The 15,197-nt window shown below is 35.5% G+C and carries 12 protein-coding genes and 3 pseudogenes; 8 read left to right on the forward strand and 7 right to left on the reverse strand.

The genetic code is table 11. From position 1 onward, the window contains the following. The first annotated feature begins 327 nt into the window (after positions 1-327). The 7 genes and pseudogenes from megL to SPD89_RS06665 all read left to right on the forward strand — a co-directional run bounded on the left by megL (position 328) and on the right by SPD89_RS06665 (position 7,748). A complete protein-coding gene (gene megL / locus SPD89_RS06625; protein WP_336261172.1) occupies positions 328-1,494 on the forward strand; it encodes a methionine gamma-lyase in 1,167 nt (388 codons plus the stop codon). Between the two features lie 201 nt (positions 1,495-1,695). Beyond that, positions 1,696-3,138: a cardiolipin synthase gene (cls, locus tag SPD89_RS06630; protein ID WP_336261173.1), complete on the forward strand. Its 1,443-nt coding sequence runs from the start codon at positions 1,696-1,698 to the stop codon at positions 3,136-3,138. Between the two features lie 43 nt (positions 3,139-3,181). Beyond that, positions 3,182-3,685: an acyl-CoA thioesterase gene (locus tag SPD89_RS06635; RefSeq protein WP_336261174.1), complete on the forward strand. Its 504-nt coding sequence runs from the start codon at positions 3,182-3,184 to the stop codon at positions 3,683-3,685. A gap of 16 nt (positions 3,686-3,701) precedes the next feature. After that, on the forward strand, positions 3,702-4,937 hold the full coding sequence (locus SPD89_RS06640; protein WP_336261175.1) for an aminopeptidase: 1,236 nt from the start codon (positions 3,702-3,704) through the stop codon (positions 4,935-4,937). 139 nt (positions 4,938-5,076) lie between these two features. After that, a pseudogene (locus SPD89_RS22940) lies at positions 5,077-6,312 on the forward strand (IS91 family transposase); the annotation flags it as partial. Between the two features lie 360 nt (positions 6,313-6,672). Further along, positions 6,673-6,996, forward strand: coding sequence for a DUF4363 family protein (locus SPD89_RS06660; RefSeq protein WP_336261179.1), 324 nt, complete (start codon positions 6,673-6,675; stop codon positions 6,994-6,996). 20 nt (positions 6,997-7,016) lie between these two features. Further along, complete coding sequence (locus tag SPD89_RS06665) at positions 7,017-7,748, forward strand: DUF421 domain-containing protein (RefSeq protein WP_336261180.1); 732 nt, start codon at positions 7,017-7,019, stop codon at positions 7,746-7,748. Positions 7,749-7,796: 48 nt separating this feature from the next. On the opposite strand, the pseudogene SPD89_RS06675 reads toward SPD89_RS06665, so the two are convergent. The 7 genes and pseudogenes from SPD89_RS06675 to SPD89_RS06710 all read right to left on the reverse strand — a co-directional run bounded on the left by SPD89_RS06675 (position 7,797) and on the right by SPD89_RS06710 (position 12,460). Next, positions 7,797-9,070 (reverse strand): annotated as a pseudogene (locus SPD89_RS06675) (glutamate synthase-related protein). Further along, positions 8,982-9,458, reverse strand: coding sequence for a hypothetical protein (locus tag SPD89_RS06680; protein ID WP_336261183.1), 477 nt, complete (start codon positions 9,456-9,458; stop codon positions 8,982-8,984). Before SPD89_RS06680 ends, SPD89_RS06675 begins: the two are co-directional and overlap by 89 nt. A gap of 668 nt (positions 9,459-10,126) precedes the next feature. Beyond that, a pseudogene (locus SPD89_RS06685) lies at positions 10,127-10,476 on the reverse strand (hypothetical protein). Continuing rightward, on the reverse strand, positions 10,473-10,706 hold the full coding sequence (locus tag SPD89_RS06695; protein WP_336261185.1) for a TetR/AcrR family transcriptional regulator: 234 nt from the start codon (positions 10,704-10,706) through the stop codon (positions 10,473-10,475). The pseudogene SPD89_RS06685 and the gene SPD89_RS06695 overlap by 4 nt, the downstream one beginning before the upstream one ends. A 20-nt stretch (positions 10,707-10,726) precedes the next feature. Further along, positions 10,727-11,515, reverse strand: coding sequence for a DNA alkylation repair protein (locus SPD89_RS06700; RefSeq protein WP_336261186.1), 789 nt, complete (start codon positions 11,513-11,515; stop codon positions 10,727-10,729). A 116-nt stretch (positions 11,516-11,631) separates the two neighbouring features. Beyond that, a complete protein-coding gene (locus SPD89_RS06705) occupies positions 11,632-11,946 on the reverse strand; it encodes a VOC family protein (protein ID WP_336261187.1) in 315 nt (104 codons plus the stop codon). A 136-nt stretch (positions 11,947-12,082) separates the two neighbouring features. Then, entirely contained in the window at positions 12,083-12,460 is a 378-nt protein-coding gene (locus tag SPD89_RS06710; RefSeq protein WP_336261188.1) for a FixH family protein, read from the reverse strand. A gap of 182 nt (positions 12,461-12,642) precedes the next feature. On the opposite strand from SPD89_RS06710, the gene SPD89_RS06715 reads away from it, so the two are divergent. Then, positions 12,643-14,481: a cation:proton antiporter gene (locus SPD89_RS06715; RefSeq protein ID WP_336261189.1), complete on the forward strand. Its 1,839-nt coding sequence runs from the start codon at positions 12,643-12,645 to the stop codon at positions 14,479-14,481. Positions 14,482-15,197 lie beyond the last annotated feature (716 nt).

Here is a 15,197-nt window from a genome sequence, read left to right on the forward strand (position 1 = left end):
ACGGGATTCAGTGATTACAATCATCAGATAACCGCTAAAAAAAAGTGCATTTTTTGTGGCTTATTTGGTGTGCCCTTAGAAATATTTTACATAGAAGTGTCTCACTGATTTTGTTTTCACACTAAGTCCTCATTTCATTTTGAATGAATGTTGCGCATCTCTATTTATTTAAAAGGAATCGTATAAAAAAAGCAATTATTCAGTTTTGAAATAAGGTAAATTCGCTCAAACTTCCAGCTGTCCTTTCATGCTGTAGCTGAAAAGATTATAATGGTATACAATAGGTTAAGATGCTTTATCAATTAAAAAAACTTGAGGGGGATAAACATGTCGAAGAAAAGATTTGAGACGGCTGTTGTCCATGAAGGATATGATGCAAAGGAGATGTTAGGAAGTTTATCAACTCCATTGTTTCAGACTTCTACATACGAATTTCAGTCTGCCGAACATGGGGAACGAAGTTTTTTAGGTGAAGAAGATGGATATATCTATACAAGGCTTGGAAATCCAACTGTTCAAGTTTTAGAAAAAAGAATTGCTGAACTTGAAGGAGCGGAAACTGGGCTTGCCTTTAGTTCTGGTATGGGAGCGATTTCTGCAGTTCTTATTGCATTAACAAAAGCAAATGATCATGTATTATGTTCATCAGGCTTGTATGGATGTACGTTCGGTTTATTGATGATGATGAAAGAAAAATACAATATGACAGTTGATTTTTCGAACTTTACATCGAAAGAAGAGATTCGCAGTCAAATAAAGAAAGAAACTGCTTGTATTTATATTGAAACACCAATCAATCCAACGATGCAATTAGTTGATTTACAATTGGTTGCAGAGGTAGCTAAAGAATTTGATATTCCTGTTGTTGTTGATAATACATTTTCTTCACCATACATACAAAGGCCTATTGAACTTGGATGTGACGTTGTTGTCCATAGTGCAACTAAATATTTGAATGGTCATGGAGATGTTATCGCAGGGCTCGCAGTGGGTAAAAAAGAATTTCTTGATAAAGTTGCTGCAACCACGCAAAAAGACATTGGGGCAGTGTTGTCACCATTTGATGCGTGGCTTTTACTAAGAGGAATGAAAACATTACCTTTACGAATGGATCGCCACTCAGACAATGCCGAAAAAATTGTCGAAAGAATGTTAAAACACGACAAAATTTCTAATGTTTATTATCCTAAGAATGGTGATGGTGATATTTATAAAAAGCAGATGAAACGAGGCGGCGGAGTAATTTCCTTTGAATATAAAGGAGATAAAAAAGAATCGCAAGCACTGCTTGATCGGCTTTCGTTTGTAAAAGTGGCGGTGAGCTTAGGAGATCCCGAGACACTGATTGAACATCCAGCTACGATGACACACGCAGTAATACCTGAAGAGGAACGATTAAAAATGGGAATTACTGATAATTTAATTCGTTTATCTGTTGGGTTGGAAGCATGGGAAGATATTTGGGAGGATTTAGAGCAAGCGTTAAATAACTAACTGTTTTGATGGATGCCTTTACTTGCAGATAAGAAACCAGTATGGTCCCGCATTCGCAGAAACCACCATCTGTCATGAAAATAGATTGGTTTCATACAAAGTAAAACTTTTTTGACTCGCATAAGTGCATCTATAAAGGCTTGGTGATAAGCCAAGTTTTCTATTATTGTCGTATTGGTTAGGGAAAAGGGGTGAATACCTATGCAATTAATGTCTTTGTTATTAGGTTCTATTATGGTGGTAAACATCGTATTAGCATTTACAGTAATTTTTTTAGAACGAAAAAATGCTACTTCAACTTGGGCATGGTTGATGGTATTATTTTTCATCCCGGTAGTCGGTTTCGTTCTTTACTTGGTTTTTGGTAGAACTTTAACTAAGCAGCGTATATTTACATGGGATACAAAAAGTAGACTCGGGGTAGAGAAGGCCGTTAAATCTCAGCTTGAAATACTAGAAGCAGATCGAATACCTTATAAAGAGGATGTATTGAGGCAATATAAGGAATTATATTATATGCATTTAAAAAATAGTGACGCCATTTATTCACAAAACAATAAAGTTGACCTATTTATTGATGGAAAACAGAAATTCACTCAATTGATAAAGGATCTTGAGGAAGCGAAAGACCATATTCACTTGCTCTATTATATTATTCGTCACGATCAGCTTGGGACAAAAATTGCGAATGTCTTAATCAAAAAAGCAAAAGAAGGGATTGATGTTAGACTACTTTACGATGATATGGGATCTCGTTCGTTAAGTCGTAGTTATATTAGACGCTTGGAAAGAGCCAATATAAAGGTAGGGGCTTTCTTTCCACCAAAAATCCCAAAAATAAATTTTAAGATAAATTTTAGAAATCACCGAAAATTAGCAATAATCGATGGAGAAATTGGCTACATAGGTGGCTTTAATATAGGTGATGAGTATTTAGGACGGTCTGAAAAATTTGGCTATTGGCGTGATACACATTTAAGAATATGCGGTGATGCGGTTAAAACAATGCAAACGAGATTTATATTGGATTGGAACCAAGCGTCTAGAGATCATATACCGTATGAAGAGCGTTATTTTATTGGTGGAGAAGAAGGAGATGTAGGCATACAAATTGTCTCTAGTGGGCCTGATCATGATTGGGAACAAATAAAGTATGGATACATAAAAATGATTATGTCTGCGAAAGAATATGTATATATTCAAACGCCTTATTTTATTCCTGATGAAAGTTTAATGGATGCCCTACGGATAGCCGCCCTTTCCGGAATAAAAATTAAAATTATGATACCGAACAAACCGGATCATATGTTTGTTTACTGGGCAACCTTATCGAATATCGGTGAATTACTAAATGAGGGTGCAGAGGTGTATTTATATCAAAATGGTTTTTTACATGCGAAAACAATTGTAGTAGATGGAAAATTGTCTTCGGTTGGGACTGCCAATATTGATGTGAGAAGTTTTCGGTTAAATTTTGAAGTGAACGCTTTTATGTATGATGCAGATATTGCAGAGAAGTTAGTCGATGTATTTGAAAAAGATATATTAGTTTCAACTCAAATGACAAAGAGTCTTTATGAACAGAGATCCATCGGAATTAAATTTAAAGAATCGATATCGCGCTTATTATCCCCTATTCTATAAGTATGCATTATAATGGATACACGCACGATAAGGAGATGTTTTTATGGAAAAGAAACCTTGTTCAAATTCAAGAACGGTTAAAACTGCACAAATTCTTCCGCCAGATGCAAATGCTTATGGAACCTTGTTTGGTGGAAAATTAATGGCACATATTGATGACGTTGCTGCAATATCAGCAGTTAGACATGCAAGGAAATCTGTCGTTACAGCCTCAACAGACTCTGTAGATTTTTTACATCCTGTAAAGGTTGGAGATTCAATTTGTGTCGAAGGATTTGTTACATCTGTACATAATACCTCGATGGAAGTGTTTGTTAAAGTAGTAAAAGAGGGCTTACTTACAGCAGAAAAAACTGTTTGTGCAACGGCTTTTTTAACATTCGTTGCACTTGGTGAAAATGGCAAACCGGATGTAGTTCCACGAATTTATCCAGAAACTGAAATGGAGAAAATGTTGTACGAAGGTGCGGAACTAAGAAGAGAACGTCGAAATGAAAGAAAGAAAGAATCGCAACGGATGGCAAAATTATTTAGCGCAGAATTTTAATAGGAGGTGCTTTGAAATGGTAGAGCGTATAATTCAAGAAAAATATGCAGATATAACGTTGCAAAAAGGAATAAACTTACAAAAGAATCAGACTTTATTTGTTACAGCCCCTGTAGAAGGGGCTGAATTTGCAAGAATTCTTGCTGAAAAAGCATATGGCTTAGGAGCTAAAAATGTGCATATTAATTGGGAAGACGATACAATCACGAAGTTGAAGTATACAAATGCTGCAGAGGAAGTAATGGAAACCTTCCCTGAATGGCGTAAAGAAATGCAGGAATCTTTTGCAGAAGAAGGAGCTGCTTTTGTTTCGATTCATGCTACAGATCCTGATTTGTTGAATGAAGTTGACCCAAATCGTATTGCAAAAGCGAGTAAAGCTGCAGGCATAGCTTTAAAAAATTTTAGAGAATATATGATGAACGATCGAGTGACATGGACGGTTATCTCAATACCGACGAAAGCATGGGCTAAGAAAATATTCCCTAATCAAATGGATGAAGAGGCTGTTGCGTCACTTTGGAATGAAATTATTAAAATGGTACGTGTCGATCAAGATGACCCGGTTACCGCTTGGGACGAACATAATAATAATTTACAAAAAGCACATGAATATTTAAATGAAAAGCAATATGAGAAGTTAATTTTAAAAGCACCGGGGACAAATTTAGAAGTTGGTTTACCAAAAGGTCATATTTGGCAAGGTGGGGCTGCAGTATCTGAAAAGGGAATTGTTTTTAACCCTAATTTACCAACGGAAGAAGTATTCACTGCTCCTCATAAATATAATGTGAATGGTACTGTTTCAAGTACGAAACCTTTAAATTACGGTGGAACGTTAATTGATAACTTTCAACTAACGTTTAAAGACGGAGAAGTTGTTGATTATAAGGCAGAACAAGGGCAAGATGTAATAAAGCATTTACTTGAAAATGATGAAGGCTCAAGAAGGCTAGGGGAGATTGCGCTCGTCCCGGACGAGTCCCCTATATCTCAATCTGGCCTGATTTTTTATAATACATTATTTGATGAAAATGCCTCTTGTCATATCGCGTTAGGAAAAGCTTATCCGACTAATGTAGAAGGTGGAGCCGATATGAACGAAGCAGAGTTAGACCAAAATGGAATCAATGACAGTATGGTTCATGTTGATTTTATGATTGGTTCTAACGAAATGGACATTGATGGTGTAAAGGAAGACGGAACTCATGAAGCTGTATTTCGTAACGGAACTTGGGCATTTAGTTTATAATAGAAGGAAAATTTCTTAACATATGTAAACGAAAAGAATCCATGACTGTGGATTCTTTTTTTACAAGATAAGAAAGTATATAATTTTACCCTTACCAAGGTGTCGTACACTGTTGTATATTTAATATATGGAGTAAAATATTTTAAAACGAATTTTCTTTGATGAAAATCAGCATTGGGAGTCATTTAAAAAGAAATATGGAGCTAGAATCCGTCCGGTAGTTATCAAGGAGGTAGAGAGGTTTCGTGAATGCTGGAATCCAAAAAAATGGATTTAAGCTCTTTGTTTGCGAAGGCTGCCATGATATTCGAAAAGTACCTTATCAATGTAAAGGGCGTTTTTGCACCACTTGTTCTCTTGGAGAGAGTGAAGAATGGAGTCGTTTACTAACAGAAGATGTACTACAAGTAAATCATCGACATGTTATATTTACGATTGATGAAGGGTTTTACGTGAAATATTTTTGTTGCATCGTCATCTCTTAAAACCTTTAATGGACGAGGCAGCCAAACTTATTTTAAATTACTTTGGGAAAGAAGGCAAAGGTGAAACCGGGTATCATAGTTGGTTTACATACATTTGGTTCAAGAGTGAACTTTAATCCGCATGTACATATGTTGGTCACTATGGGGGGAATAATAAAAAAGGGAGAATGGAAAGGATATGATTTTATCCCTTTTCAAATGCTCAGGAAGCAGTGGCAGACCGTTGTATTAAAGTTAATCAGAAAGAACCTGACAGAGAAAGAAAAGAAACAGGTTCAGCCTCGCTTACAAAAGGCTTTTTCCGAAAATGGGGAAGGCTTCTACGTGTATGCCCCAAAACAAAGAGGAAAAATAAAGGAGCAATTTTGCTACATTGGCCGTTATATGCATCGACCAGCGATTGGAATTAATCGGATTGAGGCATATGATGGACAATATGTTGCATACAAGTATATTAATAAAAAAGATAAGCAAGTGAAGCGTGAAACGCTGACGGTAGAAGAGTTTATCATCCGTTTAATCCGTCTTATTCCGGATGAGCAATTCACTACGATTTGTTATTATGGCATGTATTCGAGAAGAAGTAAAAGCTTAAGCAAAAAAATTCTTGCTACATAGGCAGCAAGGAAGGAAACGATGGATACTGAAAGTAAAGAAAACATTACGCCGCCAAACCTGGAGAGAGCGTGTTATTTCCAGTGACCATAAAGACCCGATGATATGCCCATACTGCGACAATTATTATGATTACATGGGAGAAGTATGTCCTTTAGGATGGCAGACTGGAAATAAAAGCGGCATTAACCGCAGAAGCAAGAAACTATTTGGAAAGGGTGATCAGCCATCTCGAAGGTATCAGGCAAGAGCGGCAAAAAAGGGAAGAGAAAAAGTAGAAAGGAACCGACCACCTACGTTCGAAGAAGACATGTGTCATGAGGAAGAAGAGATTCCGTATGACGTAGTCAGAGAATTTGATTTGATGGATGGAGGAGATCCAAGTACTCCACCCAGATTTAGTTGTGAAAATTGTGGGGGGAGAGATGTATCCAGAGTATTACAAAGGAATACATGGACAGGAATATAAATTATCGGACTTCCGCTAATTATGGTGGATAGAAAAGAACCGGGCGGGGTTTGCCCGGTTTTTCTTATCCCCTCTTAGAATTATATTGATGAATAAATAATCATATATGCGGTAAATTAATTAAAGAAGCCTACGGGAGGTTATTTATATAGCTAATACATTCAAGATGTTAATAATAGTTAACGTGATATGTATAATTTTAACCGGATGTAAACAGATTTATGAAAACTTTGATAATGGTTTTAACGAGGTGGAGAATCTTATTGAGGAGTCAAAGTGGGACGAAGCATTAATAAAGTTAGACAAAATGCAAAAGCAGTATGAGAAATCTCATCAATGGCGAGATTTTTACATAGAACCGGATGATTTAACGACATTGGCTGAACTATTAGGTACATTGAAGGGGTCTATAAAGCAAGAAGAAAGCAAGGAAGCATTGATTCAAATTGAAACAATAAGAGCGTTTATAAAAGAAATTTATTATCAGTAATTTCTCAAAGGAGCTATTACATGCAATTTCTAATTGATTATATAGGCACTCCTATATTTGTATTTTTAATCGGGTATTTACTAGTTAGATTTGCAGGTCAGAAGTCTGTTTCTCAAATGAATAGCTTTGATATCATGATTATATTAATTGTTGGAACATCTATTTCAGAGCCTATTGTATCAAAAAACAACTGGATTTCAGCATGGTATTCGTTTTTAGTTATTTTGACATATGTAGGTTTATCCCGTCTTGTCCTGAATAATAAATTTAAAACGGTTTTAACATATAGTCCCATAGTTTTAATACAAGATGGAAAGATAAAAGAAAAGGGATTAAAAAAGGCAAGAATGAATGTGGAACTTCTTCTCGGTACGCTACGGGTAGAAGGATATTCGAACGTTGCGGATATTAAATTGGCGATGATGGAAGAATCAGGAGATATAAGTGTTATACCAAAATCGGATAAACGTCCACTACAGCCCAGTGATATTCAATTATCTCCGAGTCCTGCATTTGTTTCCATACCCTTAATTATTGACGGGGAAGTTATTAATCACAATTTAAAATTTCTTAATAAAAGTCTCGACTGGTTGTATCAAAAAATGCAAACAAACAATATGGGCAAGGACGATCTCGATAAAATAGCATTAGCTACCTATAATCAACAAGGCATAGTCGATTTTCATACTACTATTCAAAACATTAAGGAAAATAATAATCCATATCAATATAGACCAGGTAATGAGAGTTAACATGACCGCGAAAAAATAGATGCTAGGAAAGAAAACCTAGCATCTACTTTAACTTCCAACTAACTCTTTCTTTTCTTCACTTTGCTGTTGTTTACTTATGTCTTTAATTTGTGCAATGTAAACTGATGGATCTGGACTAATGAATTCCTCTATTTTATTGACTTTATTATTAGATTCTCTCAGTGCAATATGGCGTTTACTAAATTTTGATGGGGAGTCAATCCCACATGAAGCACCAAGCATGAATAACCCTTCACGTCGCATTGTTCGCAAATAGTTAGCTGTTCGGAAACGTTTCTCTTGTACGACAACCCCTGCTTCTAAATGTGGCAGATGTGATGTTATTCCTACCGGACACAGGTTTGTGTGACATTTACCTGCATTAATACAGCCAACTGTATTCATTGCCGCTCTAGCAATATAAATGGATCTGCACCTAGAGAAAGAGCGATAGCCATTTTATCAGCGGTTGCTAGCATGCCTGATGCAAAGATTTTCACCTGATCTCGAACGCCATACTTCTTTAGAGTTTGATCTAAAATATGGATTCCTGAATAAATTGGAACGCCCAAACTGTCAGCCATTTCCTGATACGTTGCACCAGTCCTACCTTCTGCTCCGTCAATGGCAATAAAATCAGGGTGTTGTCCTGTTTCTTGCATAAATTGTGCTAAATCTTCAAAGGAATAATTATCGCCGGCAACTACTTTAATTCCTACTGGTTTTCCTGTAATCTCTTGCCAATGAGTAATCCACTTAAATAACCCTTCCATATCGAAGAATAATGGGAAACGGTTGGGACTTTCGACATCTTTGCCCATCTCTATGCCTCTGATTTTGGCGATTTCTGGGGTAATTTTTTCTTTTGGCAGTTTACCACCACGAACTTTAGCACCTTGTGCCAGTTTTATTTCAATTGCTTTTACTTCAGGCCGTAAAGCACTGTTTAAAAATGTTTCTTCATCGTAAACGCCGTCTTTTCTCGCTCCAAATAGTCCAGAGCCAATTTGGAAAATTAAATTAGCTGTCTTTTGCTCCAAAACACCTTGTTCAACAAGTTGATCCATATGGAACATGACACCTTTTCCGAAACGTTCTTCTAGATCGAAGTTTGAACTGTTCGGATGTTCTTCAAGAAATTCGACGATTTTTTCACTCAATCGATCTCTTAAGTGTTGTTTTCGGTCAATTACTTCATATATGCGTGAAAGATGATACGGAGATATCCCGCCTTCACCTGTATTCATATAACTGCCGCCACTTATGGCGACTCCTTGTGCTAATGCCTTTACTGCACTTTTTGATAAAGCACCATAGCTCATTGCTGAGACCCCCGATCAAATCTTTAACATGAAAAGGATATTTTCTATCTTTTCCTATAATGATTTGATTCTCATCTGATAAATGCCATGGATGTAATTGTACTTGATTACGCTTTTCTTTTATGCTAGCAACTGACTCATTCAGTATTTGGTAAGTGTACGATTGATAAGGTCTTTTATTATCAACACTTAGCTCATTTACGTTTAAGGGAAACATCGAATTTGTTAAGTAGAAACTCGTTAAGGAAAAATCTTTCTTAGAACCAAAACCAATAACCGTATTTGCATATTTTCCTGCTTTTGCAATTGCTTCCTGTGTGTCGCGGTCAATCGGTCTTCCTTCTTTATCGTTTAAGAACCAATATTGTCTGAATTCCGGTCCAATCATTTCAAAAATGTACCGAAGCCTTCCTAAAACAGGATGTGCTTTCAATATTGAATGTTGGTTTTGATACTTATCTTTAATAAATAAATGATAAGAATGATTAGTCCATAGAAAAGAATTAAGGGTAATAGTTTAAATATTGACATCAATATTGACAGTTTAATCACCTCATCTCCATCATATCGCCATTTTATTAATCTTAAAGTCTCTTCATGTAGTTATTCGCTCTTTATCTAAAAAAAGTATAAGACCAATGCCTTTTTGGCATTGATTAGATTGATAAAAAATGATGAGGTATTCGGAAAATAGTGTGGAATTGTCTAGAACTTAATTTCACAAACTACCACATGTTTTAATGTTTATATCACTTTTAAAGTTGCTCTCGGAAATCTTCATTTCACTATTAGAAACTTGCACTTATGTAGTAAGAAAGGTTTATACACAAAAAATAAGAACATCCTTATTAGATGTTCTCAATGAAGTCTTCTTCTTTGTTGGCTTGTTTTATCAATAATTGCTTGGCCATTATCGATTAATCCACTTTGATATTTTTGGAAAGTTACTTGAAAATAACTGCATAAATATTGCATGCTTTCACGTTAATCATAATACAGATTCAAGCATTGTTCATCTTCGTTTCTGAAAAGATAAAATCCATACTTTATATAGGTTTACTGTCTATATCCGGCTAAAAGAATTTCCAGCGTTTTCATGACCTTATTAATTGATTGTTGACGATTTGAATTTTCGGCAATCCATAGAGCAGCTTCATTCATGGCACCAGATAAACAATGGGTCAATACATCAATGGTATCGTTATTATAAATTTCTCCATGTTCTTTCATAAGTTGTAATTGTTCTTTCAAGGAATTCATAGAGTATTTCTGATCCATCTTTCGAAAAGTTCCCATCCTAACACTGCTGGGCCATCAATTAATAAAATTATTTGATTTCGATCCTCAGATGCAGAACTGATAAATGCACGGTAGCCGAAAAGAAGTTGTTCCCAGAGATCTTTTATTGTTTTTTTTCTACATGATGACCTATATCTTTTTGAACCTCTTCAAATACAGCTAAGAAAAGCCCTTTTTTATTTTGAAAATGATGGTAATTGGCACCTCTTGTTAATTCTGCTTCCTTGACAATTTCCTCTAAAGCAACATTGGCATACCCTTTTTCAGTGAAATGATGTCGAACTATTTCTAGTAGTCGTTTAATCGTTAAGTTTGTTTCCTTTTTTGTTTTCCTCATACGTTTTTCACACCTTTACGTCACCGTTTTTCTATTTCATTTATTAAATCTAACGCTTCCTGCTCTTTTTGTTTAATTAATGTTCTTAAACCATGCTTAATGATCCGGGCATTCACATTTTCATGATGAAATTTATATGTTTTTATCCATGATAACACAACTTCAGGAGCGTCTTTTGACAAGTCATTTATGTGATTAGCAACAGACTTCTGAACATATGGTGAAGGGTCTTTCATCAGATTTTCTAATAAACGTAAATTATTTATTGGATCATTTTTCATCGGGTTCATTTTTTTTGCCCATGGAAGCCTTGGGCGTGTACTTTCACTAACAAGTCGTCTTACATGTGAATTTGTATTTATGATCCAATCATGCAGATATGCGAGACATCGATCAATGTCCATGGATAAATATGGACGTATTGCATATTCGGATGTATGTCGCTTTGTTATTTCAACGATAGCAAGCATGGATACATCAAAATGATGTAAACCATATTTCTCCACAAAATAAGCAACTGGCATGAGGAAATAACCTTTTGTAAACATTCCTTCTTCAAATTCGTTTTCTGGGCCAAGAATTTGTAACAAGATTGCTAATGCATCTTCATAATTCTCAGGAAGATGATTTTTTAGTTCATCTCCGATTACCGCAACTCGAGCCTTTAATTCTTTATCCTCCACTTTATTTTGAATATTCTCAATAAATGAAATAGTATTAAAATATGGATAATGTGGTTCTATTAAACGAGATAAATAAACAGCTAATTCCTCATTAAAGTAATATTTTAAAGGGGTATATTCTCCCATAATTATTCATCCTCCCATACTTTTTCTTTATACTGTTCAATATATGATTGATTGGATGGAGTAATTGTAATCACATCAATGAGCACACCATTGGGGTCACTAGTAATAAAATGTCTTTATCCAAATTCCTCATCACGAATATCAAGGTGTATAAGCAGCTGAGCTTCCTTTATAAATTGCTGGTAAATATGATCTGCGTTTTCTACCTCAAAGTTAAGAATAAGTCCTTGAGCAGCTTTTCTATAAGACGACGGAATTGTTTCATGTGTTGCATCGATAATTGCTAACTCATGTCCGGTTTCCTCTTTTTTCAAACTAATGTACCAGTTTGCTTCAAATAGAACTAAAAATCCAAAATGTTTTTTATAAAACTTACTCGTTTTCTTTACGTCGTTTGACATAATCACAGGATAAAAGCTGTTTACTTTCATTTAGTTCACTTCCCTATATGTAATTACTTCGGTATCTCTAAATTACCCCATGTTTAAAAGGATTCACCACTTTTTTAACTACCAAAAAAGCGATCATCTTACAAAGATAATCACATTTTAAAATCTTATTCTACTTTCACTTCATATTCCGCATGTTCATGTAGATCTTCGTTGTCTTGTACATGGATTTGAATATGATATTTCCAGCCTCTTCAAAAGAATGCTGAGCAATATATTCTCCTGTATTGATTTCTTCTGCATCTACCCATTCAGTGCTATCTTCAACGTCATCTTGCCAAATTTCATAACGGACTTCTGCCTCTTCTAGTGCATCTTCATGCATCATTAAATGGACCATTAATTCTGTGTCTTCTCCAGTGGTTACATTTTCAGGTTCCATAAAGTGCATATCAAACCCTTCTGTATGAAAACCATGATCACCATGTTCGTCTTCTCCATGTTCTTCGTGATCATAATCGCCACCTTCCCCTACTGTTATTTCTTTTTTAGTCATTGTGTGCAAGTTTTGTCCGGTGGATTCTTTTTTAAAACGGATAATTAAGGAAGCTATTTTTTATAAATTTTCTGAATAAATTTAATGCTTGTTTGACACTTTACATTCCAATTGTTCCTGTTACAATATTCCCTATATCTATTTTTTGAATAAAAAAATGCCAAATGTAAGGAGCATATCAAATGGAATTATCCCTTTTATTTGTCATAATGTTAATTGGATTTTTAGGGATTTTATCACAATGGTTAGCATGGAAATACAGCTTACCAGCAATTGTCATTATGTCTATTTCAGGGTTATTGATTGGACCGGTGTTCGGCATTATGAATCCAGAGGAAAGTTTTGGAGCATTATATGATCCTATTATTTCCATTGCGGTGGCAATCATTTTATTTGAAGGAAGTCTGAATTTAAACGTTAAAGAACTAAGAGGGTTAGGAAAACCAATATTTCGTATCGCAACAGTTGGTGCATGTATTGCGTGGATATTAGGTTCCTTAACAGCTCATTATATGGCTGGGCTCTCCTGGGAGGTTGCTTTTGTTATAGGTGGGCTGTTCATTGTGACAGGTCCAACAGTTATTATGCCACTTTTGCGACAATCTAAATTAAAACCACGTCCGGCAAAAATTTTAAAGTGGGAAGGAATTATTGTCGACCCAATAGGAGTATTACTTGCAGTTTTTGCTTTTGAAATTATTACGTATTTTACGATAAGTGATAAAAATGGTTCGACCTTATTATTATTCTTTTTAGCTTCGGCTTTTGCTGCATTTTTCGGATGGTTTTGTGGTCGAGTAATTGGCTGGATGTTTGAAATTGGTTATATTCCTGAATTCTTAAAATCTCCTGCTGTCTTCGCAGTCGTTATCTTTTGCTTCACGTTACCGGATGAAATGGTGCATGGTACAGGGCTGTTATCTGTTACAGCGATGGGGATGACGTTAGCAAATATAGGAATCAGTTCATTGAATGATTTTAGACATTTTAAAGAAAATGTTTCGATCCTGCTTATTTCCGCAATATTTATCATGCTTGCAGCTTCATTAAAGATGGAAATAATCATGCAAATATTTAGTCTCAACATTTTGAGCTACGTATTATTTATGATGTTTCTTGTACGGCCACTGTCGATTTTTTTATCAACGATAGGTACAGGACTTTCTTTGCAGGAAAAAACGCTCGTTGGTTGGATTGCACCTAGAGGAATTGTTGCACTAACGGTATCAAGTTACTTTGCAACAATTTTAGAAGAGGCAGGATTTAAGGACGCTGCAATACTGACGACACTTACATTTGGTTTAGTATTTTTCACGGTAGTAGCTCACGGATTCTCATTAGGACCTTTGGCAAAAAAACTCAACTTATCGCTTGAGGGTAGACCGGGAATATTAATCGTTGGAAGTAATCCATTTACTGTTGAACTTGCTAAATCATTTATAAAAAGTGGTTCCCCTGTACTTATTGTTGATTCATCTTGGGAAAATTTACGATATGCAAGAACAGGAGGAGTTCCTTTTTATCATGGCGAGATTTTATCGGAACAGACAGAATATAATTTAGATACAATACCATATGATTTTATAATTGCCGCGACTAATTATCACTCCTATAATTCATTAGTATGTACAACATTCATGCCAGAATATGGTCGTACTAATGTATTTAAAGTTGACCCAGGTGAGGATGAGAATAAGAATAATAAAGATATTGTCGATCGTGTAGGTGGAAGATCTTTATGTAAAGAAGATGTTTCCTTAGATAAATTAAATGAGAGAATAGCTAATGGGTATGTTTTTAGACAAACGACGCTAAGTGATCGGTTCACATATGAAGATTATAAAGAAGAAAAAGATGCAGAGTCGGTGTTTCTATATTTTATAAAGCCAACCGGACAAATGTACTTTTATGCAGAAGATATGCGAGTCCGTCCAAATAAAGGGGACATTATTATTAGCTTGACTCCTCCAAGTAAAGAAATAAAAAAGATTCAAAAGAAATTGGAACAAAAGCTTGGCTGAAAAATAACGTTATTATTAAAAGAATTTATGTTTAATGTATAATCATAAACTGCGACATAAGAGTCTACATGTTATCTATGTATCAACCATGTCTGGGGCAACTCATATATTGGGAATCGACTCAACGTCTTGGAAAATGACTCGACATGTTTGGAAACGACTCGACGTCTTGGAAAATGACTCGACATGTTTGGAATCGACTCGACGTCTTGGAAAATGACTCAACATGTTCGGAATCGACTCGACGTTTTGGAAAATAACTCGACATGTTCGGAATCGACTCGACATCTTGGAAAACGACTCGACATGTTCGAAATCGACTCTACGTCTTGGAAAATGACTCGACATGTTTGGAATCGACTCGACGTCTTGGAAAATGACTCGACATGTTTGAAATCGACTCGACATCTTGGAGATCGAATCATTCTTTTCTAGTGGTGATTAAATAGTTATGTCATTGTTTACTTCACAACTATAAGATAAGAGGATGTTCAAAAAGTCCGGTAAAAATGACACTATGAATTTCTTCATGGCTTGCTTTTCCGCTCCTTGAAAAAGGAAAGCACTTTTTCTGCGTGCTAGATCTTTGCTCATGTATCTAAATGCAGACATTCCGCTACTCGAAACTGCGCCGCCTCGAACTTCTTGGTCCTTTTTATCCTCCGTTTTGAACACGGACTATAAGGAAGTAAAGCAACAATGTTTGAGGTTAGAAT

The sequence above is a fragment of the Pseudogracilibacillus sp. SO30301A genome (genome assembly GCF_037072025.1).
In the GTDB taxonomy this organism is placed as follows: Bacteria; Bacillota; Bacilli; order Bacillales; family Amphibacillaceae; genus Pseudogracilibacillus.

Excerpts from the sequence above, each read along its gene's own strand:
- SPD89_RS06715 (WP_336261189.1), top strand. The coding sequence starts at position 12,643 with ATGGAATTATCCCTTTTATTTGTCATAATGTTAATTGGATTTTTAGGG.
- SPD89_RS06710 (WP_336261188.1), bottom strand. The coding sequence starts at position 12,460 with ATGACTAAAAAAGAAATAACAGTAGGGGAAGGTGGCGATTATGATCAC.
- SPD89_RS06635 (WP_336261174.1), top strand. The coding sequence starts at position 3,182 with ATGGAAAAGAAACCTTGTTCAAATTCAAGAACGGTTAAAACTGCACAA.
- SPD89_RS06700 (WP_336261186.1), bottom strand. The coding sequence starts at position 11,515 with ATGGGAGAATATACCCCTTTAAAATATTACTTTAATGAGGAATTAGCT.
- cls (WP_336261173.1), top strand. The coding sequence starts at position 1,696 with ATGCAATTAATGTCTTTGTTATTAGGTTCTATTATGGTGGTAAACATC.
- SPD89_RS06640 (WP_336261175.1), top strand. The coding sequence starts at position 3,702 with ATGGTAGAGCGTATAATTCAAGAAAAATATGCAGATATAACGTTGCAA.
- megL (WP_336261172.1), top strand. The coding sequence starts at position 328 with ATGTCGAAGAAAAGATTTGAGACGGCTGTTGTCCATGAAGGATATGAT.
- SPD89_RS06705 (WP_336261187.1), bottom strand. The coding sequence starts at position 11,946 with ATGAAAGTAAACAGCTTTTATCCTGTGATTATGTCAAACGACGTAAAG.
- SPD89_RS06695 (WP_336261185.1), bottom strand. The coding sequence starts at position 10,706 with ATGAGGAAAACAAAAAAGGAAACAAACTTAACGATTAAACGACTACTA.
- SPD89_RS06665 (WP_336261180.1), top strand. The coding sequence starts at position 7,017 with ATGCAATTTCTAATTGATTATATAGGCACTCCTATATTTGTATTTTTA.
- SPD89_RS06660 (WP_336261179.1), top strand. The coding sequence starts at position 6,673 with ATGTTAATAATAGTTAACGTGATATGTATAATTTTAACCGGATGTAAA.
- SPD89_RS06680 (WP_336261183.1), bottom strand. The coding sequence starts at position 9,458 with ATGATTGGACCGGAATTCAGACAATATTGGTTCTTAAACGATAAAGAA.